We start from the raw sequence: 26,410 nt of genomic DNA, 5'->3' as shown, positions 1-26,410 counted from the left end.
AAACACCTGCTGCGGACATACTCATATGGATTATCACTTAACGCTCAACTGGCCCGACTTTATCGAACGCTACTGGCAGAAACGCCCGGTGGTCCTCAAACGCGGGTTTGCTAACTTTGTCGACCCTATTTCACCGGATGAGCTGGCAGGCCTGGCGATGGAAAACGAAGTCGACAGCCGGCTGGTGAGTCATCTTGACGGAAAATGGCAGGTCAGCCACGGACCATTTGAAAGCTACGATCACCTCGACGAAACCAACTGGTCGTTGCTGGTTCAGGCGGTCGATCACTGGCACGAGCCCTCGGCGGCGTTGATGCGTCCCTTCCGCGCCCTGCCCGACTGGCGTATTGACGACTTGATGATTTCCTTCTCCGTACCGGGCGGCGGCGTGGGCCCGCATCTCGATCAGTACGATGTCTTTATCATTCAGGGGACGGGTCGCCGTCGCTGGCGCGTGGGCGAGAAAGTGCCGATGAAACAGCACTGTCCGCACCCTGATCTACTCCAGGTAGACCCTTTCGAAGGCATCATTGATGAAGAACTCGAGCCCGGCGATATTCTGTACATCCCGCCAGGTTTCCCGCACGAGGGTTATTCGCTGGAAAACTCGCTGAATTACTCCGTGGGTTTCCGCGCGCCAAGTGGCCGTGAACTGTTTAGCGGTTTTGCCGATTACATCCTGCAACGCGAACTGGGCAGCCAGCGTTATACCGATCCGGACGTACCTGCACGCGCGCATCCGGCGGATATTTTGCCGCAGGAAGTCGACCGTCTGCGTGACATGATGCAGGGGTTAATGAATCAGCCAGAGCAGTTCCAGCAATGGCTCGGTGAGTTTATCAGCCAGTCACGCCACGAGCTGGACGTCGCGCCGCCAGAGCCGCCGTATCAGCCAGATGAAATTTACGACGCGCTGCAACAGGGCGATAAACTGGCGCGTTTAGGTGGGTTACGCGTGCTGAAAATCGGCGACGATGTTTTCGTTAACGGCGAAAAAATCGACTCGCCTCATCGTCCGGCACTGAATGCGCTGGCAGGAAATATGGTGCTGGAAAGCGAACACTTCGGCGATGCGCTGGAAGACCCGTCATTCCTCGCGATGCTGGCCGCGCTGGTAAACAGCGGGTACTGGTTCTTTGAAGGGTGAGTGAGGCCCCTCACCCCGGCCCTCTCCCTCAGGGAGAGGGAGAAAACCAGCGCAGATCTGCAAAACCGGCTCGGTCGGTCCCCTCTCCCTGAGGGAGAGGGTTAGGGTGAGGGGGAGACTTACCCCGCCCGCTTCGCCGTCAGCTCCGCGATACGCACAATCACCTGCACCGCTTTTTCCATCCCTTCCAGCGTCACAAACTCGTGTTTACCGTGATAGTTATAGCCGCCGGTGAAGAGGTTCGGGCATGGTAGCCCCATAAAGGAGAGCTGTGCACCATCGGTACCGCCACGAATCGGTTTGAGATCCGGCTCGATATTGCAATCACGCATCGCCTGCTGAGCGATATCAATGATGTGCGGATGCTCCATCACCTTCTCACGCATATTGTAGTAGCTGTCTTCAATAATAAGTTCAATGTAGCAATCCGGATGCAGCCCTTTGCCGACCTTCTTGGCGATCTCCATCATTTTGCGTTTCCGCGCTTCGAACTGCTTACGGTCAAAATCGCGAATGATGTAGTGCATTTCCGCGCGATCAACGGAACCTTTCATCGTGTTGAGATGATAGAAACCTTCATAACCGTCTGTTTTTTCGGGGCTCTCATCTGCGGGTACTTCCGCATGAATGCGTGCGGCCAGCGACAATGCATTGACCATCACCCCTTTCGCAGTGCCCGGATGCACATTGTTGCCGACGATCTTGATAATCACCGATGCCGCATTGAAGTTTTCATACTCCAGCTCACCCACACCGCCGCCATCAACGGTATAAGCCCAGCGGGCATCAAAGGCTTCCACATCAAAGTGTTTTGCGCCCTTGCCCACTTCTTCGTCGGGCGTAAACGCCACGCGGATATCACCGTGAGGAATGTTTTTCTCTTTCAGTACCGCCAGCGCGGTCATGATTTCCGCAATACCCGCTTTATCATCCGCGCCGAGCAGCGTTTTGCCGTCAGTGGTGATAAGCGTCTGGCCCAGCAGTTGATGCAGCACCGGGAACATCACCGGCGAAAGCACTTCATCGCCGATACCCAGCGCAATATCGCCGCCGCGATAGTTTTCCACGATCTGTGGATTGACGTTTTTACCACTGAAATCGGGTGCGGTATCGACGTGTGAAATGAAGCCTACCGCTGGAATATCGCCGTCGATATTCGCAGGCAACGTGCCCATCACGGTGCCTTTTTCGCTCAGAGTGACATTCACCAGCCCCATTGCTTCAAGCTGTTCTTTGAGCAGATGCAACAGTTTCCACTGCCCCTCTGTACTCGGCACCTGACGCACGCCGGGCTTAGATTGCGTGTCCAGAGAAACATACTGTAAAAAACGCTCAAGTAATTTATCCATGCAGTCACCCTCACTTTTTGTGACAACATTATCAATAAGCGGGAAAACACAAATATTGCGTCAGGTCACTTTTACCCCGGCAAAGCCCATTTTTTTTCGCTAAATCATTTACAGGCTTAAAGATAGCTCATCTGTATGCATAGAGGATTGGCGATTTAACACGATTGCCGTAGAATGCCAGGCCTTAATATGTGTCAGGCCTCTATACGTCTAAAGGTGGTTAACCACAAACCCCGCATCGGTAAGCCATCCGGTGCGTCTGAATGGGACAGAGTAAAAAATTGAATACACAATCGCGTTCGCTTTCACCGCTGGTGCAATTGGCGGGAATTCGCAAAGGTTTCGATGGTAAAACGGTCATCTCCGATCTGAACCTCACCATCAATAACGGCGAGTTCCTTACGCTGCTTGGGCCCTCTGGCTGCGGTAAAACAACCGTCCTTCGTCTTATCGCGGGTCTGGAAAATGTAGACTCTGGAACGATTCATCTGGAAAATCAGGATATTACTAACGTTCCGGCCGAAGATCGCCACGTTAACACCGTTTTCCAGAGTTATGCGCTTTTTCCGCACATGTCCGTCTTCGAAAACGTGGCATTTGGTCTGCGCATGCAGAAAACCCCTGCCGATCAAATTCCCCCTCGCGTAACCGACGCGCTGCGTATGGTGCAACTGGAAGAGTTCGCTGAGCGCAAGCCACATCAGCTCTCCGGCGGCCAACAGCAGCGCGTGGCGATTGCCCGTGCGGTGGTCAATAAACCGAGCCTGCTATTGCTGGATGAATCACTCTCTGCGCTCGACTACAAGCTGCGGAAGCAGATGCAAAACGAACTCAAAGCGTTGCAGCGAAAGCTGGGTATCACCTTTGTCTTTGTCACCCACGATCAGGAAGAAGCGCTCACCATGTCGGATCGCATCGTGGTAATGCGCGACGGGCGTATTGAGCAGGACGGTACCCCGCGTGAAATTTACGAAGAACCGAAAAACCTGTTTGTCGCCAGTTTTATTGGCGAGATCAATATTTTCGACGCGACCGTGATTGAGCGTCTTGATGAACGTCGGGTACGCGCTAATGTTGAGGGCCGCGAGTGCAATATTGACGTCAATTTCCCGGTCACCCCCGGCCAGAAACTGAATGTCCTGCTACGCCCGGAAGATCTGCGTGTGGATGAAATCAACCACAACGATCACATTGAAGGTTTGATTGGCTACGTGCGTGAGCGCAACTATAAGGGCATGACGCTGGAGTCCGTCGTCGAGCTGGAAAATGGCAAGATGGTGCTGGTCAGCGAATTCTTTAATGAAGATGACCCGGACTTCGACCATTCGCTCGATCAAAAAATGGCAATCAACTGGGTAGAAAGCTGGGAGGTCGTACTGGCTGATGAAGAACACAAGTAAGTTCCAGAATGTGGTGATTGCCACAATCGTCGGTTGGCTTGTGTTATTTGTCTTTCTGCCCAACCTGATGATCATCGGTACCAGCTTTCTGACCCGCGATGACGCCAGTTTCGTCAAAATGGTCTTTACGCTGGATAACTACGCGCGCCTGCTCGATCCGCTTTACTTCGAGGTGCTACTGCACTCGCTAAACATGGCGCTCATTGCTACGCTCGCCTGCCTGGTGCTGGGCTACCCCTTCGCCTGGTTTCTGGCAAAGCTGCCGCACAAGGTGCGCCCGCTGCTGCTGTTTCTGCTGATTGTCCCCTTCTGGACGAACTCGTTGATTCGTATCTACGGGCTGAAAATTTTCCTCAGTACCAAAGGCTATCTTAACGAGTTTTTGCTGTGGCTGGGCGTTATCGACACGCCGATTCGCATCATGTTCACGCCGAGCGCGGTCATCATTGGCCTGGTCTATATCCTGCTGCCGTTTATGGTGATGCCGCTCTACTCCAGCATCGAAAAACTCGATAAACCCTTGCTGGAAGCGGCGAAGGATCTGGGGGCCAATAAGCTGCAAACGTTCATCCGCATTATCATTCCATTGACGATGCCGGGAATTATCGCGGGTTGTCTGCTGGTCATGCTGCCGGCGATGGGGCTGTTCTACGTCTCTGACCTGATGGGCGGCGCGAAAAACCTGCTCATTGGTAACGTCATTAAGAGCCAGTTCCTCAATATTCGCGACTGGCCGTTCGGCGCAGCCACCAGCATTACATTGACAATAGTGATGGGTCTGATGCTGCTGGTTTACTGGCGCGCCTCGCGTCTGCTGAACAAAAAGGTGGAGCTGGAATGATCGGTAAACTGCTGCGCGGCGGTTTTATGACCGCCATATACGCTTATCTCTACATCCCGATTATTATTTTGATCGTGAACTCCTTTAACAGCTCGCGTTTCGGGATTAACTGGCAGGGTTTTACCACCAACTGGTATAACCTGTTGATGAACAACGACAGCTTGCTCCAGGCTGCACAGCACTCGCTGACGATGGCTATTTTCTCGGCAACCTTCGCCACGCTGATTGGTTCGCTGACGGCGGTGGCGCTCTATCGCTACCGTTTTCGCGGCAAACCGTTTGTCAGCGGCATGTTGTTCGTGGTGATGATGTCGCCGGACATCGTGATGGCCATCTCACTACTGGTGCTATTTATGCTGCTGGGGATCCAGCTCGGCTTCTGGTCGCTGTTGTTCTCGCATATCACCTTCTGCCTGCCGTTTGTGGTGGTGACCGTTTACTCGCGCCTGAAAGGGTTTGATGTTCGGATGCTGGAAGCGGCAAAAGATTTGGGTGCCAGCGAGCTCACTATTTTACGAAAAATCATACTGCCGCTGGCGATGCCTGCGGTGGCCGCCGGTTGGCTGTTGAGCTTTACGCTCTCGATGGATGATGTGGTCGTCTCCTCATTTGTTACCGGGCCGGGCTATGAGATTTTACCGTTAAAAATTTACTCAATGGTTAAAGTCGGCGTTTCACCGGAAGTGAATGCGCTGGCAACGATTTTGCTGGTGCTGTCACTGGTACTGGTCATCGCCAGCCAGCTTATTGCACGCGATAAAACGAAAGGTCTGGCGCGCCAGGCATAATGGGCATTGGCCTGAATTCAGGCCAATCAACACAGCAGCCTTTCGGGGCTCAATCAGGGGACGTTAAATGAAAAAATGGTCACGCCACCTGCTCGCAGCGGGTGCTTTAGCACTGGGAATGAGCGCCGCTCACGCTGATGACACCAAAACACTCTACTTCTACAACTGGACGGAATATGTCCCGCCAGGGCTGTTAGAACAGTTCACCAAAGAGACGGGCATCAAGGTTATCTATTCGACCTATGAATCGAATGAAACCATGTACGCTAAGCTTAAAACCTACAAAGACGGCGCTTATGACCTGGTGGTGCCTTCCACCTATTACGTCGATAAAATGCGCAAAGAGGGCATGATCCAGAAGATCGATAAAACGACGTTAACCAACTTCGGCAATCTCGACCCGGAAATGCTCAATAAACCGTTCGACCCGAACAATGATTACTCCATCCCCTATATCTGGGGTGCGACCGCTATCGGCGTGAACAGCGACAGTATTGATCCAAAAAGCATCACCAGCTGGGCCGATCTGTGGAAGCCGGAATATAAGAACAGCCTGCTGCTCACCGACGATGCGCGCGAAGTGTTCCAGATGGCGCTGCGCAAGCTGGGTTATTCCGGCAATACCACTGACCCAAAAGAGATTGAAGCCGCTTACAATGAGCTGAAAAAACTGATGCCGAACGTGGCCGCATTTAACTCGGATAACCCGGCCAACCCGTATATGGAAGGCGAAGTCAACCTGGGGATGGTGTGGAACGGTTCAGCGTGGGTCGCGCGTCAGAACGGTACGCCGCTTGAGGTTATCTGGCCAAAAGAAGGCGGAATTTTCTGGATGGATAGCCTCTCGATTCCAGCAAATGCCAAAAACAAGGAAGGCGCGCTCAAGCTCATCAACTTCCTGCTGCGCCCGGAAGTGGCAAAACAGGTAGCGGAAACCATCGGCTACCCAACACCAAACCTCGCGGCACGTAAGCTGCTGAGCCCGGACGTGGCTAACGATAAATCGCTCTACCCTGACGCCGATACCATCAACAAAGGCGAATGGCAGAACGACGTGGGCGCGGCCAGCGCGATTTATGAAGAGTATTATCAGAAGTTGAAGGCGGGACGGTAATTTGCCACTGTGCCGGAGAATGCCTCCGGCACAATTATTTCTGCGTCAGTTGTCTTGGCCAAAAATACTGCACATTAAATTCATAACTATTATTATAAAGAATAGAATAGTCGAGAATTGTTTGGTGGATATCTACCGCCTGCGTCTCCATGCGTATGACCGGGTCTTTAACGCTAATATGTAATATCCGCGCCACGTCCTGATTTGCCAGCTCGGTCGAGAACGTTTCAAACGATCCTGATAGGGTTATGCCACACACACGTTCAAAATAATCAAACTTTGATTTATTCATATCACTGATTGTTAGCTGGGGGAACCGCGTGACTGAAAGCCAGGTATTTTCCAGCTGCATGGGGATATTGTCGATCAAGCGTATTCGTTTCACCTGATAAACCCACTCGCCGGCCGGAATCTTCAATTTTGCCGCGATGTCCTCCGTCGCAGGTAACGCTTCAAACTTCAATACCCGGCTGGTGGAGGGCTTACCGTGCAGGCGCGCGATTTCGCTAAACCCCATAGAGGTATTGACCTGCGGCACAAATTTCTTATAGCACACAAAGCTTCCCGCCCCTTTTCGCGTCTCAACCACACCTTTCGCAACCAGTTCCGCCAGCGCTTTGCGAATGGTATTGCGCGATACATTGCAGCGCTGCGCCAGTTCATATTCAGGAGGTAACGGGTCGCCGATAGACATATTATTGCTGGTGATTAATTCCCGAATCGCATGAACGATATTTTTATAAATCATCTTTTGTTTAATCCATAAAGGAACAACTATAAGACATCTTAATTTAAATTATTTCAATTAGTTACTCTTTTTCAGGCTGAAATATATCGCAGATGTCCATCTTTTCCTTAAGAGTAGAACAAGTTGCCGTAATTAAATATTGATGGGCTTAACACTTTCTCGCTTAAATAATCTCAAAAATATCGCTAACCCTGGCCAATTAAATATATTTACCATGAATAAATTTGAGAAAGCTTTTCAGAAATTAGATCCCATTATTGCCGCTCTGGGTCGTAGCCCGTGGCTACAAACCATTTCGGTATCAATGGTTTCTACCATCGCCATAACGCTCATCGGCTCAATTAGCGTATTGCTGATTGTTTTCCCCATCGATAGCGTGCATCAATTTTTTGTCGCGACGGAGATGATTCCGGTTTTCAGCGGCGTCGCCACCTGCACCCTGGGCATCTTAGCCATCTATGTCACCTTCTTTATGGCGCGCCATCTGGTAAGCCATTATGACGTCGATGTAGATGGTTCTCTCTGCGGCATTGCCGCCGTAATGGCCTTTTTGATTGTCACGCCGTTGGCGGACGCCGAGGGAAATATCGCGTCCATTCCACTGACCTGGCTCGGCGTGCAGGGCGTTTTCTCGGCCATGCTGATAGGCCTTGGCGTCGGGCGGTTGTTCATCTTTGTGGTACAGCGCGGCTGGACAATAAAAATGCCGAAAGGCGTTCCGCCCATGATTAGCCGTGTCTTCCAGGGTCTACTGCCGTTTCTGACCGTCGGTCTGGTGGCGCTGCTTATCAACCGTGCCTTTATGGACACGCCCTGGGGCAGTTTTCACCAGTGTATCTACACGCTGATTCAGCAGCCGCTTAAAGGGCTGGGAGGAAGCCTGCTGGCGTTCCTGCTGGTGACGCTTATCATGCAAATCTTCTGGTTTTTGGGGATTCACGGCACCAATGTTGTTTTGCCGCTGGTGACCCCTATCTGGCTGGCCATGGATCTCGAAAACCTCGCTGCCTGGCAGAATGGTCAGGAGTTACCTAATGTCCTGGGCCTGGCATTCTTTAATATTGTCACCTGGGGCGGCCTGGCGCTGGGGCTGGTATTGCTAATGTGCCTGTCGCGCAGTAAACAATTTAAACAGGTCGGTCGTCTGGCGCTGACGCCTGCCCTCTTTGGCATTACCGAACCGGTTATCTTCGGAACGCCGCTGGTGATGAATTATCACCTGATGGTGCCGTTTATTACCAATAACGCGATTGCGATAACCCTTTCCTGGGCGCTGATCAAAATGGGGCTGGTCGCGAAGATTGTCGGCGCACAAACCATTTTCGGCCTGCCGTTGGGCTTCTTTGCCTCCATTGGCGGAGCGACTTCTATTATTCTGCTGCATCTGTTTTTACAGCTGATTCTCTCCCCGTTGCTGTGGTTCCCGTGGTTTAAGCTGGCGGAAAAAGAGGCGTTAAAACGTGAAACCGAGGAAACTCACTGATGAGCAGAATCACGACGCTTCTGGCGCAGATGACGCTGGAGGAGAAAGTCGGCCAACTGGTACAGCTTTCCGGTGAGTTTTTCGTCGATGAACCTCAACTCACCGTTGGCCCAAAAGCGAAGCTCGGCATCAGCCAGCAACAGGTTCAGTGCGCCGGTTCAGTATTGAACGTGTCTGGCGCGAAAAAGACGCGTCATATTCAGGAACAGCATCTGCAAAACAGCCGCCTGAAAATCCCGCTGCTGTTTATGGCGGATATCGTTTACGGCTATCGCACGGTTTTCCCCATTCCGCTGGCGCTGGGCTGTAGTTGGTCGCCCGCGCTGATCGAGCGTTGCTGTCAGGTGGCGGCAAAAGAAGCGGTCAGCGCAGGCAGCCATGTGACCTTCGCCCCCATGGCTGACCTGGTGCGCGACGCCCGCTGGGGCCGCTGTCTGGAGTCGACGGGCGAAGATCCGCTGCTTAACAGCCAGATAGTCCGCGCCTGTGTACGCGGCTTTCAGCATAATCTGGAATACGGTGAGGGGCTGGCAGCCTGCGTGAAGCACTTCGCCGGGTATGGCGCGCCTGTCGCCGGGCGCGATTACAATACCGTCGAGCTGTCGCGGCAGTCGCTTTTCGATGATTATCTCCCGCCCTATCTTGCCGCGGTTCAGGCCGGATGCAAGCTGGTGATGACGGCATTCAATACACTCGACGGCATTCCCGCCACCGCCAACCGCTGGCTGCTCAACACCGTTCTGCGCGATCGCTGGCATTTCGACGGCGTGACCATCGCTGATTATGCCGCGGTAAAGGAACTCATCCCTCATGGCGTGGCAGAGGATGAACGCCATGCCAGCCAACTGGCCTTTAACGCCGGGCTCGATATCGACATGAAATCGCCCTGCTATGTCAATCATCTGCCCGCGCTGGTTAAAGCAGGTGTGATATCCGAAGACGCGCTGGATCAGGCCGTGACGCGCGTGCTGCAACTGAAAGAAACGCTGGGATTGTTTGACGACCCGTTTCGCGGCGCGTCGGAAGAAAAGGAACGGGCCTGGTTTTATCACCCGGATCATCTGGCGCTGGCGCGGGAAACCGCGGCCCGCAGCCTGGTGCTGTTAAAAAACGATAATGCCCTGCTTCCGCTGAAACCGGGCACAAAAGTCGCCCTGATTGGCCCCTATGCCGATAACCCGGATATTATCGGCCTGTGGGCGGTCTACGGTGAGACGACCCACAGCGTCACCCTCAAACAGGCGCTGGATGAAGTGCTCGCGCCGGAGGACCTGCTGACCACGCAAGGCTGCGATCTGCTGCTTAATTACGACTTTCTCGGTGAATTTGGCGCGACCACACAGGTTGATGCGCAATCCTGCATGAGCGAAGAACAACGGCAAACTGAGCAGGCGCGCGCATTGCAGTACGCGCGTGAGGCTGACGTGGTGCTGCTGGCTATGGGTGAGCATATGATGCAGAGTGGTGAAGCCGCAAGCCGCACCGATATCCATCTGCCGCGTCATCAGGTGGAGTTTATCCAGGCGATCGCGCGGGCGGCGAAGAAAACGGTGCTGATTCTTTTCAACGGTCGCCCACTGGTATTAAGTGATGTGGTGGAACATGTCGATGCCATTGTCGAGGCGTGGTTTCCCGGCAGCGAAGGCGGGCACGCGCTTGCCGATGTACTTTACGGCAAGCGCAATCCCGTCGGACGGCTGTCTATGAGCTTCCCCCGCGCAAACGGCCAGGTGCCGATTTACTATAACGCGCTTTCGACCGGCAGGCCCGCCGGGAAATCCGATCACAGCCCACGCTTTATCTCAAAATACCTCGATTGCCCCACCACGCCGCTCTTCCCGTTTGGCTTCGGGCTCTCGTGGCATCGCGTTGAGATCAGCGAATTAACCCTCGCCGCGCAATTTACCGCTGGCGAGACACTGACGGTAGGCCTAACGGTACGCAATCTGACGCAGCATACTGGTATCGAGACGATTCAGCTCTATTTACACGACTGTGTCGCCAGCGTCGCGCGTCCGGTAATGATGCTGAAGGATTTCCAGCAGATTGCCTTGAAGGGTTACGAAACGCGACGGGTGATTTTCGAAGTGAAAGAGGAGATGCTCGCGTTCTACAACGCGGAGGGTGAGCAGGTTATTGAACCCGGCAGATTCACTGTTTTTGTCGGCACCAGCAGTGTAGACGTGCTGGAGGGGAAATTTATCTACCGCGCAGAATGAAAAACGGGCACCCGGCAAACATCACCGGGTGCACAGACTTACATTTTTTGCAGCAGTTGCTCGACGAACTCGGGCACCACTTCACTCGCCAGACCGTAGTACTTCTCTTCAAACTCGCTGCCTACCTGGCTCGGTTCGAGGTTGAGCTCGACGGTTTTCGCGCCGTGTAGTTTGGCTTCATGCACAAAACCTGCCGCCGGATAGACGTGGCCGGAGGTGCCGATGGCGATAAAAATATCGGCCATAGAGAGCGCCAGATAGATGTGGTCCATCTCAAACGGCATCTCACCAAACCAAACGATATGCGGGCGCAACGGCGCCGGGAATTGACAGCAGTGACATTTATCGTCCGGCGTCACATCGTCAGTCCAGTCCAGCACTTGTCCGCTCTGTGTGCAGCGCACTTTGAGCAGTTCACCGTGCATATGCAGCACATTTTTGCTGCCTGCACGCTCATGCAGGTTGTCGATATTCTGCGTCACCAGCATAAAATTATCGCCCAGCGCCTCTTCCAGCCTGGCCAGCGCGATATGCGCGGCATTCGGCTGGATTTCCGGCTGCTGAAGCTGTCTGCGGCGCGCATTATAAAATGCCTGAACCAGCGCCGGATCGCGCTGAAATCCTTCTGGTGTAGCGACATCTTCAACCCGATGCTCTTCCCACAGTCCATCAGCCGCGCGAAACGTACGAATACCTGATTCAGCCGAAATACCGGCGCCCGTTAGCACAAGAACTCTTGGTTTATCCATATGCTCTGGTATCACCCTGTCAGTGAAAAAAATCCGCTGGCGCAGACGCTGGCGCAGCTGACGTTTATTCCGACGAAAACGGCTCAATCGATGTAAGCGGCGCGACTGCATATCTACTCCATGTATTAGTTTGTGAGATGAAGGAAGGCAGCGCCGCGCATTCCTCCCGCATCACCGTGTCGCGCGCGTTCTATGCGCGGTACGGCGGCGACGGGGAGTAAATGGCGCGGCAGGCGCTGCGCGAGCCCATCTGTGATAGCTGAAAAGTTTGATAACCCGCCACCGAGGACCACTAAATCGGGGTCCACGATAGTTAAAATATTGCCCAGGCACACCGCCAGAAGGTCCAGATAGCGCTCAACGTGTTCGCGTGCCTGCACGTCGCCCTGCTCCCACAATGCGACGATCTCCGGAGAGGTGCGTTGCTGGTGATAAAAATGTGTATAAAGCCAGGCAAATCCGCGCCCGGAAAGGTAATTTTCGATGCAGCCCAGTTGCCCGCAGCCGCAGCGCGTTAACGGAAAATCACGCCCCACCACCTCTAACGCATCCACCGGCAAGCGGATGTGACCGAACTCTCCGGTAATGTAACGATGGCCGGTAATCGATTTGCCGTTCTGTACAATGCCGCCACCGACGCCGGTGCCAAGAATTAAGCCCATCACCAACGGGTATTGGGTGAATTCATCATCCCACGCTTCTGAGATAGCGAAGCAGTTGGCGTCGTTATCGAGACGGACATCGCGCGCCAGTAAGCGGCTCAGGTCTGCGCGCAGCGGTTTACCCGTGGCGGCAGGCACGTTGGCCGCATACAGCGTACCGTCTTCGGTTTCCGGCATGCCTGGAATACCAATTCCCACCGTTCCCTGACAGTTGAAGCGCGCATCGGCTTGCGCCACCAGCCCGCAAACAGCGTCAAGAAAAGCCTCATAACCCTCTTTCGGCGTGGCGACACGCGTCTCCCAGACTAGCTGTCGCGTCGTATCGAACACGCCGAGTGCAATTTTGCTGCCGCCGATATCAAATCCATAATGCATCATCGTAAATTCCTCTTACTGACGCGCACAGCGGCAAAACTGCACCGTCAGGACGTTAAATTACTGGCCACTGAGCACCCTCGCCGGGTCAATACGGCTGGCGCGGCGAGCCGGATACCAGCTCGCCAGCAAACTCAGCAACAGTGCGGTGACCAGCACATAAACGACATCCAGCCAGTGAAGTTCTGACGGCAGGAAGTCGATAAAATAGATATCGCCAGACAAAAATTTATGGCGAGTAACACCTTCAATCCACTTAATAATCGGCGTCAGATTCAGCGCACACAGCACGCCAATCACCACACCGAGAAGGCTGCCCAACAGGCCAGCGAGTAAACCATACCACACGAAAATTGCGCGGATCAGCCCGTCTTTTGCGCCCAATGTGCGCAGTACCGCAATATCGCTACTTTTATCTTTCACCGCCATCACCAGTGTTGAGACGATGTTGAAGCAGGCCACGCCGATCACCAGCACCATCGCCAGATACATAATCGCGCGGATCATCTGGATATCGCGGTACATATAGCCGTAGGTGCCGATCCAGCTCTGGATGGTGACATAGCTGTTGGTCACTTCGCCTGCCGAACGGACCAGTTTATTGGCGTTAAAGACGTCGTTTACTTTAATCGCGATGCCCGTGACACTGTCACCCATTTCCAGATACTGCTGCGCATCCTGCAATGGAATCATGGCAAAGCTATGATCGAGCTGGCCGCTAAGCTGCAAAATGCCGGAAACATGCAAACGAATGCGTTTGGGTTGCAGCAGCTTGTGTTCCGCATTGGCGTTCGGGATCATGATGGTCAGCCAGTCGCCCTGCTTCACCTTCAGCGCATCCGCCACACCTTTGCCAATGATGATTTGCTGACCGCCCGCCTTAAAGTCGCTCCAGCTTTCGCCCTGCACAAATTTCGGCAACGCGCTTAAACGGCTTTCCTGCTCAGGATCAACACCTTTCACCTGAATCGCGCGCATATTGCTGCCGCTTTCGACCAGCCCGGTGAAGGTGATGTAAGGCGCCGCAGCCGCGATACCGTTGACTTTTTCAACCTGCGGCAGAATGGTGCGCCAGTTGGTCCACGGCTGGTTTACCGCTTCGATTTGTCCGTGCGGCACCACGGCCAGTACGCGGTTGTTTAGCTCGCGTTCAAAACCGTTCATCGCGCTTAAGCCGAGGATCAACACCGCGACGCCCAGCGCGATACCGACGGTGGAAATCACGGAGATCAGCGACACCATGCCGCTGCGGCGACGCCCGCGGCTAAAGCGCAGGCCAATCAGAAGGGAGAGTGACGGGGCCATCAATCTGCTCCCATCAGGGAGAGTTGGTCGGTAAGACGGCCATCGCGCATCTCAAGCTGGCGGCCCATGCGTTTCGCCAGTTGCAGGTCATGGGTGACAACCAAAAACGCGGTGCCCTGGGACTGGTTCAGTTCACCCAGCAGTTTAAAAATGCTGTCAGCGTTTTTAGCATCCAGGTTGCCGGTCGGTTCATCCGCCAGCACCAGACGCGGGTTGTTGACCAGCGCACGGGCAATCGCCACACGCTGGCGCTCGCCGCCAGAGAGTTCCGACGGGCGATGGCGGGCACGATGCCCAAGCCCGACGGCGTTCAGCATATCTAACGCGCGCGCGTTGATTTCCGCTGGTTTCTTCTTGCCGATAAGCAGTGGCATTGCCACATTTTCTAACGCGCTGAAATCGGGCAGCAGGTGGTGAAACTGATAGATAAAGCCGAGTTTCTGGTTACGCAGTTCAGCCTTAGCCGCCGAAGAGAGCTTGCTCATCGGTTGACCACTAAAAATAACGTCGCCGGAGGTCGGTGTATCAAGCCCGCCCAGCAGGTGCAGCAGCGTACTTTTACCGGAGCCGGAGCTGCCGACAATCGCCATCATCTCGCCTTCGCCTACGTTAAAGCTCACATTGTGCAGCACGTCGGTTTGCACAGAGCCTTCCTGATAGCGTTTGCACAGGTTGTCGCATTGCAACAGGATCTTATTCATAACGTAAAGCCTCAGCGGGTTGAGTGGCGGCAGCGCGCCAGGAAGGATAAAGCGTAGAGAGTAACGCCAGCGCCATCGCCACCAGCGCAATCACGATAACCTGCATTGGATCGATGGCCACCGGCAGCGCCGCACCATCAAGGAACGCACCGATTACCGGCATTAAATTGTTAAGCTGGCTGGCGAGCAACACGCCCAGTACGGCGCCAAGCAGCGCACCAATCACGCCCGCGCTGGCGCCCTGAACCATAAAGACCATCAGAATTTGACGTGGCGTCAGCCCCTGGGTTTGCAGAATGGCGACTTCGCCCTGCTTCTCCATCACCATCAGCCCCAGCGAGGTGATGATATTGAAGGCTGCCACCGCGATGATCAGGCTTAGCAGCAGCCCCATCATGTTTTTCTCCATGCGCACGGCCTGGAACAGCTCGCCTTTGCGCTCGCGCCAGTCCTGCCATTTGGTGCCTTCCGGCAACGTTTGCTGGCTGAGGGTATCGACCTGCAACGGTTTATCGAGCCACAGACGCCAGCCGGTGATATTCCCCGCCGGATAGCGCATCAAGCGCGAGGCATCCTGAATGTTGACCAGCATTTGATAACCATCGACTTCGCTGCTTGCGGCAAAGGTGCCAATAACATTAAACAGACGCTGGCTCGGAACGCGGCCCATCGGCGTAAACTGGCTGGCCGACGGCACCATCACGCGCAGCTGATCGCCACGGTTAACGCCCAGTTGCCCCGCCAGCTGTTCACCGAGAATGACGTTATATTTGCCCGCTTCCAGCGCACTCTGTTTGACGTTAACCAGATATGGCGTCAGCGGATCTTTCTGTGCGGGATCAACACCCAGCATCACGCCAACCGAGACGTTGCGCGCGCTTTGCAGCACCACATCGCCGGTGGTTAACGGCGCAACGCGCGTGACGCCTTGCAGCTTGACATCTTTCTCAGGCAGCGTTTGGGGATTGAGGGAACCGTTTTCAGCGGTCAGGATGGCCTGAGGCATCAGCCCCAGAATGTTGTTTTGCAGCTCACGTTCAAAGCCGTTCATCACCGAAAGCACGGTAACCAGCGCCATTACGCCAAGGGTAATGCCGATTGTCGACAGCCAGGAAACAAAGCGACCGAAACGGTCCGCTGCGCGCCCACGCATATAACGCAGGCCAATGAATAGTGCGACAGGTTGATACATGTAATCCGTCTTTGCTGATAGCAGAGGCATGAGTATATAAGCGAAAGCAAAGAGCGTAAATGAGTGAAACAGTAAGTTTTCGTCATTGCCGGGTTAAAATATTCCTAAAAATCAAGCAAATGATTTCAGATTCGCAGATAAAACAGACGATTGATTTAAGTAACAACGTGGAAAACGACGCCTGGTTGTTACCTGATCCTTTTCTGAAAATGGTATGAATACAGACTGTTACCCATTACATCCCTTTTAACGGCCTTCAGGATAACGCCTTATTTTATGGCAACGAAGGCACAGGCGACATGCAACAAAAAACATTATGGATCAACCAGATAAAAGGGTTATGTATCTGCCTGGTGGTGGTGTACCACTCGGTGATAACCTTCTATCCGCATCTCTTTGCGTTCCAGCATCCCTGGTCAGAGACGCTCTCGAAATGCTGGATCTACTTCAATTTATACCTCGCCCCGTTCCGCATGCCGGTGTTTTTCTTTATCTCGGGCTTTCTTATTCAGCGTTATGTGGCCGAAGTACCGTGGAAAGGCTGTGTGGATAAACGCATCTGGCATATTGTCTATGTGCTGGCGCTGTGGGGGCTGTTGCAGTGGCTGGCACTGCGCCAGTTAAACGGCTGGCTGGCGCCTGAGCGTGACCTTGGTAATGCCGCCAACGCAGCCTACGCCGATAACCCCGGCGAGTTTATGTATGGCATGCTCACTGCCAGCACCAGCCTGTGGTATCTCTACGCACTGGTCGTCTATTTTGTGTTCTGTAAACTGTTTGTGCGAGTGAAAGCGCCGCTCATCGTCGCATTAGCTCTGCTCAGCGTGGCAATCAACTTCCTGCCGCTACCGTGGTGGGGAATGAACAGCGTGCTGCGTAACGTTATCTATTATGCGCTGGGCGCATGGTACGGCACGGCGGTGATGGTCTGGCTGACGACAGCGCTGCCGCGCAAGGCGCTTATTCCGCTTCTGGTTTTCGCGCTTGCTGCCGTGGCGCTCTACTTCAAGGGCGTTCCGCTGCTGATGGCGCTGCTGTCGATTTTCGTCATCATGAAACTCTTCTGGCGAGCCAGTCAGGTTATTCCACCGAGCGAAAATAACTGGCTGAACGTTGTCGGTTCAAACACCATCGCCATCTACACCACGCACCGTACTCTGGTCGAAGGTGCAAGCCTGGTACTCATCAAACAGGTAAACGGGCATGCGCTCACGGCGACCAGCGAACTGGCGCTGCTGCTTGCTTACCCGCTGCTAAGCCTTTTTGTGTGCACACTGTTTGGTCTTTTAGTACGCCAGATTTCGCGCCGTCTGACGGACGATCTGCTGTTTAGCCCGCCAGCAAAACGCGCGCTGGCGACGTCCTGACGCCTCACGCCAGGCTTCCGGGCCTGGCGTTTTCTCTCCTCGATTTCCGCAGTTGCACTCCCGCCGCCATCACGGATAATAAGCGTAATAAATTGATATTTTTACCGTGTCACTTTGCGGTTTCTGGAGAACGTGCCCCGCTATGCCTGAACTAGCCCGTTACGCCCTACCCACCAAAGCTGGCGATCAGCGTCAACTGGGGGAACTGACCGGTGCGGCCTGCGCCACGCTGGTCGCGGAGATTTCCGAACGTCATACCGGCCCGGTTATCCTGATTGCGCCTGATATGCAGAATGCCCTGCGACTGCACGATGAAATCAGCCAGTTTACCGATAATCTGGTGATGAACCTCGCCGACTGGGAAACGCTGCCGTACGACAGTTTTTCTCCGCACCAGGATATTATTTCGTCCCGTCTTTCAACGCTTTACCAGTTGCCGATGATGCAGCGCGGCGTGTTAATTGTGCCCGTAAGCACGCTGATGCAGCGCGTTTGCCCGCACAGTTATCTGCACGGCCACGCGTTGATGATGAAAAAAGGCCAGCGTCTGTCACGCGATGCCCTGCGCGCGCAACTGGATAGCGCGGGTTATCGCCACGTGGATCAGGTCATGGAGCACGGCGAGTACGCCACGCGCGGCGCGCTGCTCGATCTCTTTCCGATGGGCAGTGAGCAGCCGTATCGTCTCGATTTCTTCGATGATGAAATTGACAGCCTGCGCGTGTTCGACCCGGACAGCCAGCGCACGCTGGAAGAAGTCGATTCCATTAATCTTCTGCCTGCACACGAATTCCCGACGGATAAAACCGCCATCGAGCTGTTCCGCAGCCAGTGGCGCGATAAGTTCGATGTAAAACGCGACGCCGAGCATATCTATCAACAGGTGAGTAAAGGTACGCTGCCAGCGGGGATCGAGTACTGGCAGCCGCTATTCTTTAGCGAACCATTGCCGCCGCTGTTCAGCTATTTCCCGGCCAATACGCTGCTGGTGAACACCGGCGATCTCGACGCCAGCGCTACCCGTTTCCAGGCCGATGCACAGGCGCGATTCGAGAATCGCGGCGTTGACCCGATGCGCCCGTTGCTGGAGCCGGAACTGCTGTGGCTACGCCCGGACGAGCTTAACAGCGAACTGAAAAAATGGCCGCGCATTCAACTCAAAACAGAGCATCTGGCAGAGAAAGCGGCCAACACCAATCTCGGCTTCCAGCCGCTGCCCGAGCTTGCGATTCAGGCGCAAAACAAAGCGCCGCTGGATAACCTGCGCCGCTTCCTGGAATCGTTTACCGGCCTGGTGATTTTCTCCGTAGAGAGTGAAGGTCGTCGGGAAGCGTTAGGCGAGCTGCTGGCGCGCATCAAGCTGTCGCCAAAACGCATTCTGCGGCTGGATGAAGCGACGGATGCCGGGCGCTATCTGATGATTGGCGCGGCGGAGCACGGGTTTATCGACACGCAAAATAACCGGGCGCTGATTTGCGAAAGCGACTTGCTGGGCGAGCGCGTGGCACGACGTCGCCAGGACTCCCGCCGCACCATTAATCCGGATACCCTGATCCGCAACCTGGCCGAGCTGCATATCGGCCAGCCGGTGGTACACCCGGAACATGGGGTTGGGCGCTATGCGGGAATGACCACGCTGGAGGCCGGCGGCATCAAAGGCGAATACCTGATGCTGACCTACGCCAACGAGGCCAAACTGTATGTGCCGGTCTCCTCACTGCATCTGATTAGCCGCTACGCAGGCGGTGCCGAAGAAAACGCGCCGCTGCATAAACTGGGCGGCGATGCCTGGGCGCGCGCCCGGCAAAAAGCCTCTGAGAAAGTGCGTGATGTCGCGGCCGAGTTGCTCGATATTTATGCTCAGCGCGCAGCGAAAGAAGGCTTTGCCTTTAAACACGATCGTGAACAGTATCAGCTATTCTGCGATAGCTTCCCGTTCGAAACCACGCCGGATCAGGCGCAGGCCATTAATGCTGTGTTAAGTGACATGTGCCAGCCGCTGGCGATGGACCGCCTGGTGTGCGGCGACGTGGGCTTCGGTAAAACCGAAGTGGCGATGCGCGCCGCATTCCTGGCCGTCGAAAACAACAAACAGGTGGCCGTGCTGGTGCCGACTACCCTGCTGGCGCAACAGCACTACGATAACTTCCGCGACCGTTTTGCCAACTGGCCGGTGCGCATTGAAATGCTCTCCCGCTTCCGTAGCGCCAAAGAGCAGGCACAAATTCTGGAACAGGTGGCGGAAGGCAAAATCGACATTCTGATCGGCACCCACAAGCTGCTGCAAAACGATGTGAAGCTGAAGGATTTAGGTTTGCTGATCGTTGATGAAGAGCACCGCTTCGGTGTTCGCCACAAGGAACGCATTAAAGCGATGCGCGCCGATGTGGATATCCTGACACTCACCGCCACGCCAATCCCGCGTACGCTGAATATGGCGATGAGCGGCATGCGTGATTTGTCGATTATTGCCACGCCGCCGGCGCGTCGTCTGGCGGTCAAAACCTTCGTGCGTGAATACGATAATCTGGTGGTTCGTGAAGCCATTCTGCGTGAAATTCTGCGTGGTGGTCAGGTCTATTATCTGTTCAATGATGTCGAAAACATCCAGAAAACAGCGGATAAACTGGCCGAACTGGTGCCGGAGGCGCGCATCGCGATAGGCCATGGTCAGATGCGCGAACGCGAACTGGAACGCGTGATGAACGATTTCCATCACCAGCGATTCAACGTGCTGGTCTGTACGACCATCATCGAGACCGGCATCGACATTCCGACCGCCAATACCATCATTATTGAACGGGCGGATCACTTCGGTCTGGCGCAGCTGCACCAGTTGCGTGGCCGTGTGGGGCGTTCACACCACCAGGCCTATGCGTGGCTGCTGACACCGCATCCAAAAGCGATGACCACCGATGCGCAGAAACGTCTGGAAGCCATTGCTTCGCTGGAAGATCTCGGCGCTGGCTTCGCGCTGGCGACCCACGACCTCGAAATTCGCGGCGCGGGTGAACTGCTTGGCGAAGATCAGAGTGGTTCGATGGAAACCATTGGCTTCTCGCTCTATATGGAACTTCTGGAAAACGCTGTCGATGCGTTGAAAGAAGGCCGTGAACCGTCGCTGGAAGATCTCACCAGCCAGCAAACGGAAGTGGAGCTGCGTATGCCGTCGCTGCTGCCGGACGATTTCATTCCTGACGTCAATACGCGTCTCTCCTTCTACAAGCGTATCGCCAGTGCGAAAAGCGAAAGCGAACTGGATGAGATCAAAGTGGAATTGATTGACCGCTTTGGTCTGTTGCCCGATGCAGCGCGCACGCTGCTGGATATCGCGCGTCTGCGCCAACAGGCACAGAAACTGGGTATTCGTAAGCTGGAAGGCAACGAGAAAGGCGGCGTGATTGAGTTCGCGGAGAAAAACCATGTGAACCCGAGCTGGCTGATTAGTCTGTTGCAGAAACAGCCGCAGCACTATCGTCTGGACGGTCCGACACGGCTGAAGTTCTTCCAGGACCTGAGCGAGCGTCAAGCGCGTATGGACTGGGTGCGACAGTTTATGAGTCAGTTAGAAGAGAACGCCATCGCATAATGCTAAATGGCAGGCCTGATAAGCACAGCGCGTCAGGCACCTCAGGTTGCAAAAAGGGGAGCCATTCGGTTCCCCTTTTCTTCTCCCCAACGTCGCTCAACCGAGCTTAGTTATTGCGGATGTATTCATCCATTTCGGTTTTCAGGTTATCAGATTTAGTACCGAAAATCGCCTGAACGCCGGAACCCGCAACAACCACACCTGCCGCGCCCAGTTTCTTCAGCCCAGGCTGGTCAACTTTCGCGACGTCCGCCACGCTGACGCGCAGACGGGTGATGCAGGCATCAAGGTTGGTGATGTTTTCTTTACCGCCGAAAGCAGCGACCAGAGCCGGTGCCATTTCGCTGGTTGCGCCAGCTTTGCTGTCTTCGGTTGCATCTTCACGACCCGGCGTTTTCAGGTCCAGCGCTTTAATCAGCACGCGGAAGATGGTGTAGTAAACGATCGCATAGCAGATACCGACAATCGGGAACAGCCACAGTTTGCTGCTGTTACCAGACAGAACGATAAAGTCGATCAGACCGTGAGAGAACGACGTACCGTCACGCATACCCAGCAGGATACAGATCGGGAATGCCAGACCCGCCAGAATCGCGTGGATGATGTACAGGATCGGCGCAACGAACATGAAGGAGAACTCGATCGGCTCGGTAATACCGGTCAGGAACGAGGTCAGCGCCGCGGAGATCATGATACCGCCCACTTTTGCACGGTTTTCCGGTTTAGCTGAGTGCCAGATAGCAATCGCTGCAGCCGGCAGGCCGTACATTTTGAACAGGAAGCCACCGGACAGTTTGCCCGCGGTCGGGTCACCGGCCATGTAACGCGGGATATCACCGTGGAACACCTGGCCTGCTGCGTTGGTGAACTCACCAATCTGCATCTGGAAAGGCACGTTCCAGATATGGTGCAGACCGAACGGTACCAGGCAGCGCTCGATGAAGCCGTAGATACCAAACGCCACAACCGGGTTCTGGTAAGCAGCCCACTGAGAGAAGGTCTGGATAGCGGTACCAATCGGCGGCCAAATGAAGGACAGCACGATGCCCATAAAGATTGCGGTCAGACCAGAAATGATCGGAACGAAACGTTTACCGGCGAAGAAGCCCAGATACTCAGGCAGCTTGATACGGTAGAAGCGGTTGAACATGTACGCGGCGATCGCACCGGCGATAATACCGCCGAGAACACCGGTATCCGCCAGGTGCTTCGCGGCGATTTCTTCAGCCGGGAGATGCAGGACCAGCGGCGCAACCACAGCCATGGTTTTCACCATGATGCCGTAGGCGACAACGGAAGCCAGAGCGGAAACACCGTCGTTATTGGTGAAGCCCAGAGCAACACCGATAGCGAAGATGAGCGGCATGTTGGCAAAAACGGAACCGCCCGCTTCCGCCATAACATGGGAAACGACGGCTGGCAGCCAGCTGAAGTTTGCAGAACCGACGCCCAGCAGGATACCTGCGATAGGCAGTACGGATACTGGCAACATCAGTGATTTACCGACCTTTTGCAGGTTAGCAAATGCATTCTTAAACATAATTGAGAGTGCTCCTGAGTATTTGTGCTTTTACACATCACCTTTCGGGCTACGTCTGCGTAAGCGGCAGTTACGGTGCCAGCTGACGCAACAAGAATGATGTTGTGTATTTTTTCTACGTTTTCACGCATTAACGAGGGGGGAGTAACCTCGTCGTGTAACGGGCATCTAAGCGCCCTTTATTTATTACATAGAGTAAAATAAATACCCTGAACTTTGTTTGACGGCTATCACGTTTCAATGAGCGACAGATGAAATACTTATGTAACTTTACATAATTGATTGCCAAATGTTACAAAAACCCCATCCACCGCCATTTTAATGGCGGTGAACTTTACTCGCTTTGATTATTAATTACGAGCTTTAAAATAAGCTGAGAAATCAGGGAAGTTGCAGGCGGGCGGGGTCAATATGGAAGAGACTGGCGAAGTTTTGTGTCGTCTGCTGCGCCAGTTCTTCAACAGTAACGCCCTTCAGAACGGCCATATACTCTGCAACATCACGCGTCATCGCGGGCTGATTCTCTTTACCGCGATGCGGTACCGGCGCCAGATACGGCGAATCCGTTTCAACCAGCAAACGATCCAACGGCACGTAACGCGCGGCATCACGCAGTTGCTCTGCATTACGGAAGGTCACAATCCCCGAGAAAGAGATATAGAACCCCATATCCAGCAACTTACCTGCGGTTTCTCTGTCTTCTGTGAAACAGTGTAGTACGCCACCGCAATCCGTCACTTTTTCTTCGCGAAGAATCGCCAGCGTATCAACACGTGCGTCACGTGTATGAACGATAACCGGTTTATTCAGTTCGCGACCAATCTGGATATGCTGGCGGAAGGAGATCTGCTGACGGGGTTTTGTTTCCGGTGTGTAATAGTAGTCGAGCCCGGTTTCGCCCATGGCGACCACGCCCTCCTCTGCCGCCAGACGGCGCAGTTCTTCTACATCGTACTCTTCATCCTGATTCAGGGGATGCACGCCGCAGGAGAAAACCACGTTTGGCCGCTGGCCGACCAGATCGCGCATGCCACGGTAACCGGGCAAAGTGGTGGCGACAGCCAGACAAAATTTCACATCGCGTGCGGCGGCTTTGGCCAGCACGTCATCTACATCTTTATGCAGGTTTTCATAATCGAGGCCATCAAGATGGCAGTGCGAGTCGACTAAAAACATAATGTCTCTCTTAGAGATGCGATACCGGCAGTACCGCACCAGGTTGCAAGTAATGTTCCCAGCGCAGAAGGCGCTCGGTGAGGATCAATTCACGGTTCAGCCCCGTCACGTTCAGCAACTGTTCGCGACAGGAACAGATATCCGCCACGATAGCCTGGAGTCGCGCTGACGTTATCGCATGGGCGATCTGCTGCACCAACGCGCCATAATCGACGTTCACAATCGCGCTGATACCCTGCTGCTGTTTGAGCGCATCAAGCAGCAGCGATGCCAGCCAGTGCAAACGCTGGGCCACCGTTTCATGATTCAGTAACGGCAGCAACACCAGCCAGTCACCGCTGCTAAGGGTAGCAGAGAGCCCCTGACACAGTTTTGCCCGGGATGCCCAGATCTCTTCCTGAAGCAGCGTTTGCGCCGCCGCAGGCGCGCTGGCGCTGAGGCGTAGCGCTGCCAGCAATTCATTTTGTGACATTGTCACTTCTCGTTCCAGCCAGGCTAAACCGTACTGTTCAGACGGCGGTGCGAGATGAAAAAGACGACAACGGCTGCGTAAGGTTGCCAGCAGACGCGCGGGCTCTTCACAGGCGAGGAAGAACCAGGTATTTTTCGGCGGCTCTTCCAGCGTTTTCAACAACGCATTGGCGGCGGCTTCTGTGAGGATCGCCGCATCGGCAATCCACACCACTTTCGCGCCGCCCAGTCGGGCATGCTCGTACAGCTTCTCACTGACCTCACGCACCGCATCAATACCCAGCGTGCTCTTGCCCTTTTCTGGCGCAAGCGCGTAATAGTCCGGATGCGTACCGGCCTGCATCAACTGGCAGCTATGGCATTTCCCGCAGCTTTTATGGCCATCAGGTTGCTGGCACATCAGATAGCGCGTCAACGCATAGACCAGCGCTTCCTCGCCCATACCAACGCGCGCCTGCACCAGCAGCGCATGATGGCCTCGACCGGCCTGATAGCTGGTAATCAGCTGTTCAAAAGCGGGACGTAGCCACGGATACCATTTCATGCCTGCTGCTCCGCAACCCAGTCTATAACCGTCTGGCGGATGTCGCTCATGACCTGCTGCAATGGTTGCGTCGCATCGATAGTGCGAATGCTATCATCTGCCGCCGCCAGCTCAAGATAGCGCGCCCGGGTACGATTGAAGAAGTTCAGCGACTCCTGCTCAATACGGTCAAGGTCGCCACGGGCTCGGGCGCGTTTCAGGCCCACTTCCGGCGTAACATCCAGATAGAGCGTCAGGTTCGGTCGAAAATCGCCCAGCACCGCATTGCGCAGCGTCGCCAGCATGTGTTGATCAATACCGCGTCCGCCGCCCTGATACGCCTGGGTGGAGAGATCGTGGCGATCGCCAATTACCCACTCCCCCTTCGACAGCGCCGGTTTAATGACCGTCTCCACCAGTTGTACGCGCGCGGCGTAAAACATTAAGACTTCGGCTTTATCGGTGATCACTTCATCACCGACAGATTTGATATCCAGCACCAGGCTACGCAGTTTTTCAGCAAGGACGGTCCCGCCCGGCTCACGGATAAAAACCAAATCCGTGATGCCCAGTTCCTGCAAGGTTTTTACCACTACATCGCGTGCGGTGGTTTTCCCTGCGCCTTCCAGACCTTCGATGACGATATAGTTACTGCGCATTTTTTTCCTTAAGGGCTTTTAGATAGTCCTGCACTGAGCGGTTATGGCTGACCAGATTAGTATTGAAAGTGTGGCCGCCTTTGCCGTCAGCAACAAAATAGAGATACGGCGTTTTGGCCGGATGCGCCGCTGCTTTCAACGACGCTTCCCCAGGTGCCGCGATCGGCCCCGGCGGCATGCCGGCAATGACATAGGTGTTGTAAGCCGTCGGCGTTTCCAGATCTTTACGCGTCAATTTACCATTATAACCCTCACCCATCCCGTAAATCACGGTCGGGTCGGTTTGCAGACGCATACCTATACGCAGGCGATTGATAAAAACAGACGCCACACGATCGCGCTCTTCAGCGACGGCCGTCTCTTTCTCGATAATCGAGGCCATGGTCACCAATTCATTCTGGTCTTTATACGGTAGCCCTTCCATACGCCCTTCCCAGACCTTATCGACCTCGGTCACCATTTTCTGGTGCGCACGTTTGAGAATCGCCACATCACTGGTATTGGCGGTGTACATCCAGGTATCGGGCCATAACCAGCCTTCCACCCAATCCGGATGCTCCAGCTCAAGCACCTTTGCGACGGTTTCGTAACTGTCGTCCGCCAGCGTATGCTTCACATACGGCGCATCGCGCAGCTGACGCAGATAATCGCTCACCCGCATACCTTCAACAAAGCGCAGCGGGAACTGCGCCTCTTTGCCGCTCTCGAGCAATTGCAGCATTTCGCGTACGGTCATTGATGGCGTAAAGCGATAGGTCCCGGCTTTGAAGTGAGAAAGCTCCGGCTCAAGGCGTAGCAGCCACTGAAACACGCGCGGACGATTAATGATTTTTTCGCCGTAAAGCTGTTGGCCCAGCGCCAGTCGGCCCGTTCCAGCTTTGAGGGAGAAAATGGTCTCTTCTTTAATTAACAGCGTGCTGTTCGCCAGTTGACGAACTTTCCACGCGCCAATGCCCGCAGCGATAGCCATCACTACCAGCAGTATCAAAATAACGCCTAACAATTTCTTCAT

General features: G+C 54.5%; 21 protein-coding genes. 9 read left to right on the top strand and 12 right to left on the bottom strand.

Annotated elements, in window-relative coordinates:
- Positions 1-25: 25 nt before the first annotated feature.
- Positions 26-1,147, top strand: a complete 1,122-nt coding sequence (locus tag F0Q32_RS21975; protein WP_149464725.1) for a cupin domain-containing protein — start codon at positions 26-28, stop codon at positions 1,145-1,147.
- Between the two features lie 119 nt (positions 1,148-1,266).
- On the opposite strand, the gene pepT is transcribed toward F0Q32_RS21975, so the two are convergent.
- Positions 1,267-2,496, bottom strand: coding sequence for a peptidase T (gene pepT / locus F0Q32_RS21970; RefSeq protein WP_188016901.1), 1,230 nt, complete (start codon positions 2,494-2,496; stop codon positions 1,267-1,269).
- 263 nt (positions 2,497-2,759) lie between these two features.
- On the opposite strand from pepT, the gene potA reads away from it, so the two are divergent.
- From potA to potD, 4 genes are all read left to right on the top strand, one after another.
- The gene (gene potA / locus F0Q32_RS21965) at positions 2,760-3,896 is read left to right on the top strand and encodes a spermidine/putrescine ABC transporter ATP-binding protein PotA (RefSeq protein ID WP_149464723.1); all 1,137 of its coding nucleotides are present in this window, start codon (positions 2,760-2,762) and stop codon (positions 3,894-3,896) included.
- Positions 3,880-4,737: a spermidine/putrescine ABC transporter permease PotB gene (gene potB / locus F0Q32_RS21960; protein WP_149464722.1), complete on the top strand. Its 858-nt coding sequence runs from the start codon at positions 3,880-3,882 to the stop codon at positions 4,735-4,737. The genes potA and potB overlap by 17 nt, the downstream gene beginning before the upstream one ends.
- Entirely contained in the window at positions 4,734-5,525 is a 792-nt protein-coding gene (potC, locus tag F0Q32_RS21955) for a spermidine/putrescine ABC transporter permease PotC (RefSeq protein ID WP_149464721.1), read from the top strand. The genes potB and potC overlap by 4 nt, the downstream gene beginning before the upstream one ends.
- A gap of 67 nt (positions 5,526-5,592) precedes the next feature.
- Positions 5,593-6,639 (top strand): spermidine/putrescine ABC transporter substrate-binding protein PotD, encoded by a 1,047-nt coding sequence (gene potD / locus F0Q32_RS21950; RefSeq protein ID WP_149464720.1) that lies wholly within the window; start codon positions 5,593-5,595, stop codon positions 6,637-6,639.
- Positions 6,640-6,673: 34 nt separating this feature from the next.
- On the opposite strand, the gene F0Q32_RS21945 is transcribed toward potD, so the two are convergent.
- A complete protein-coding gene (locus tag F0Q32_RS21945) occupies positions 6,674-7,387 on the bottom strand; it encodes a GntR family transcriptional regulator (protein WP_149464719.1) in 714 nt (237 codons plus the stop codon).
- Positions 7,388-7,601: 214 nt separating this feature from the next.
- Between F0Q32_RS21945 and F0Q32_RS21940 the strand changes: the two genes are divergently transcribed.
- Positions 7,602-8,870 (top strand): PTS sugar transporter subunit IIC, encoded by a 1,269-nt coding sequence (locus tag F0Q32_RS21940; RefSeq protein WP_255475686.1) that lies wholly within the window; start codon positions 7,602-7,604, stop codon positions 8,868-8,870.
- A complete protein-coding gene (gene bglX, locus F0Q32_RS21935; protein ID WP_149464717.1) occupies positions 8,870-11,089 on the top strand; it encodes a beta-glucosidase BglX in 2,220 nt (739 codons plus the stop codon). The genes F0Q32_RS21940 and bglX overlap by 1 nt, the downstream gene beginning before the upstream one ends.
- 38 nt (positions 11,090-11,127) lie before the next feature.
- Here the strand turns inward: bglX and cobB are convergent, their stop codons facing one another.
- The 5 genes from cobB to lolC are packed head-to-tail and all read right to left on the bottom strand — an operon-like array spanning position 11,128 to position 16,073.
- Complete coding sequence (gene cobB / locus F0Q32_RS21930; RefSeq protein WP_149464716.1) at positions 11,128-11,949, bottom strand: Sir2 family NAD+-dependent deacetylase; 822 nt, start codon at positions 11,947-11,949, stop codon at positions 11,128-11,130.
- A 14-nt stretch (positions 11,950-11,963) separates the two neighbouring features.
- Entirely contained in the window at positions 11,964-12,875 is a 912-nt protein-coding gene (nagK, locus tag F0Q32_RS21925; protein ID WP_149464779.1) for an N-acetylglucosamine kinase, read from the bottom strand.
- Between the two features lie 60 nt (positions 12,876-12,935).
- Positions 12,936-14,180, bottom strand: a complete 1,245-nt coding sequence (lolE, locus tag F0Q32_RS21920) for a lipoprotein-releasing ABC transporter permease subunit LolE (protein ID WP_149464715.1) — start codon at positions 14,178-14,180, stop codon at positions 12,936-12,938.
- The gene (lolD, locus tag F0Q32_RS21915) at positions 14,180-14,881 is read right to left on the bottom strand and encodes a lipoprotein-releasing ABC transporter ATP-binding protein LolD (RefSeq protein ID WP_149464714.1); all 702 of its coding nucleotides are present in this window, start codon (positions 14,879-14,881) and stop codon (positions 14,180-14,182) included. Before lolD ends, lolE begins: the two co-directional genes overlap by 1 nt.
- Positions 14,874-16,073: a lipoprotein-releasing ABC transporter permease subunit LolC gene (gene lolC / locus F0Q32_RS21910; protein WP_149464713.1), complete on the bottom strand. Its 1,200-nt coding sequence runs from the start codon at positions 16,071-16,073 to the stop codon at positions 14,874-14,876. The genes lolD and lolC overlap by 8 nt, the downstream gene beginning before the upstream one ends.
- A 299-nt stretch (positions 16,074-16,372) precedes the next feature.
- Between lolC and F0Q32_RS21905 the strand changes: the two genes are divergently transcribed.
- Entirely contained in the window at positions 16,373-17,440 is a 1,068-nt protein-coding gene (locus tag F0Q32_RS21905; RefSeq protein WP_149464712.1) for an acyltransferase family protein, read from the top strand.
- A gap of 142 nt (positions 17,441-17,582) precedes the next feature.
- Positions 17,583-21,029: a transcription-repair coupling factor gene (gene mfd / locus F0Q32_RS21900; RefSeq protein ID WP_149464711.1), complete on the top strand. Its 3,447-nt coding sequence runs from the start codon at positions 17,583-17,585 to the stop codon at positions 21,027-21,029.
- A 106-nt stretch (positions 21,030-21,135) separates the two neighbouring features.
- Here the strand turns inward: mfd and ptsG are convergent, their stop codons facing one another.
- The 5 genes from ptsG to yceG all read right to left on the bottom strand — a co-directional run bounded on the left by ptsG (position 21,136) and on the right by yceG (position 26,410).
- Positions 21,136-22,569 (bottom strand): PTS glucose transporter subunit IIBC, encoded by a 1,434-nt coding sequence (ptsG, locus tag F0Q32_RS21895; protein ID WP_149464710.1) that lies wholly within the window; start codon positions 22,567-22,569, stop codon positions 21,136-21,138.
- Positions 22,570-22,950: 381 nt separating this feature from the next.
- Complete coding sequence (locus F0Q32_RS21890; protein ID WP_149464709.1) at positions 22,951-23,745, bottom strand: metal-dependent hydrolase; 795 nt, start codon at positions 23,743-23,745, stop codon at positions 22,951-22,953.
- A 10-nt stretch (positions 23,746-23,755) separates the two neighbouring features.
- Positions 23,756-24,760 carry a DNA polymerase III subunit delta' gene (gene holB / locus F0Q32_RS21885; protein ID WP_149464708.1) on the bottom strand — a complete coding sequence of 335 codons (1,005 nt, stop codon included), beginning with the start codon at positions 24,758-24,760 and terminating at the stop codon, positions 23,756-23,758.
- Positions 24,757-25,398: a dTMP kinase gene (gene tmk, locus F0Q32_RS21880; protein ID WP_149464707.1), complete on the bottom strand. Its 642-nt coding sequence runs from the start codon at positions 25,396-25,398 to the stop codon at positions 24,757-24,759. Before tmk ends, holB begins: the two co-directional genes overlap by 4 nt.
- On the bottom strand, positions 25,388-26,410 hold the full coding sequence (gene yceG / locus F0Q32_RS21875; protein ID WP_149464706.1) for a cell division protein YceG: 1,023 nt from the start codon (positions 26,408-26,410) through the stop codon (positions 25,388-25,390). Before yceG ends, tmk begins: the two co-directional genes overlap by 11 nt.

Source organism: Pseudocitrobacter sp. 73 (assembly GCF_008369545.1).
GTDB classification, from domain to species: Bacteria; Pseudomonadota; Gammaproteobacteria; order Enterobacterales; family Enterobacteriaceae; genus Pseudocitrobacter; species Pseudocitrobacter vendiensis.
This window is presented reverse-complemented; position numbering and strand designations above follow the sequence as displayed.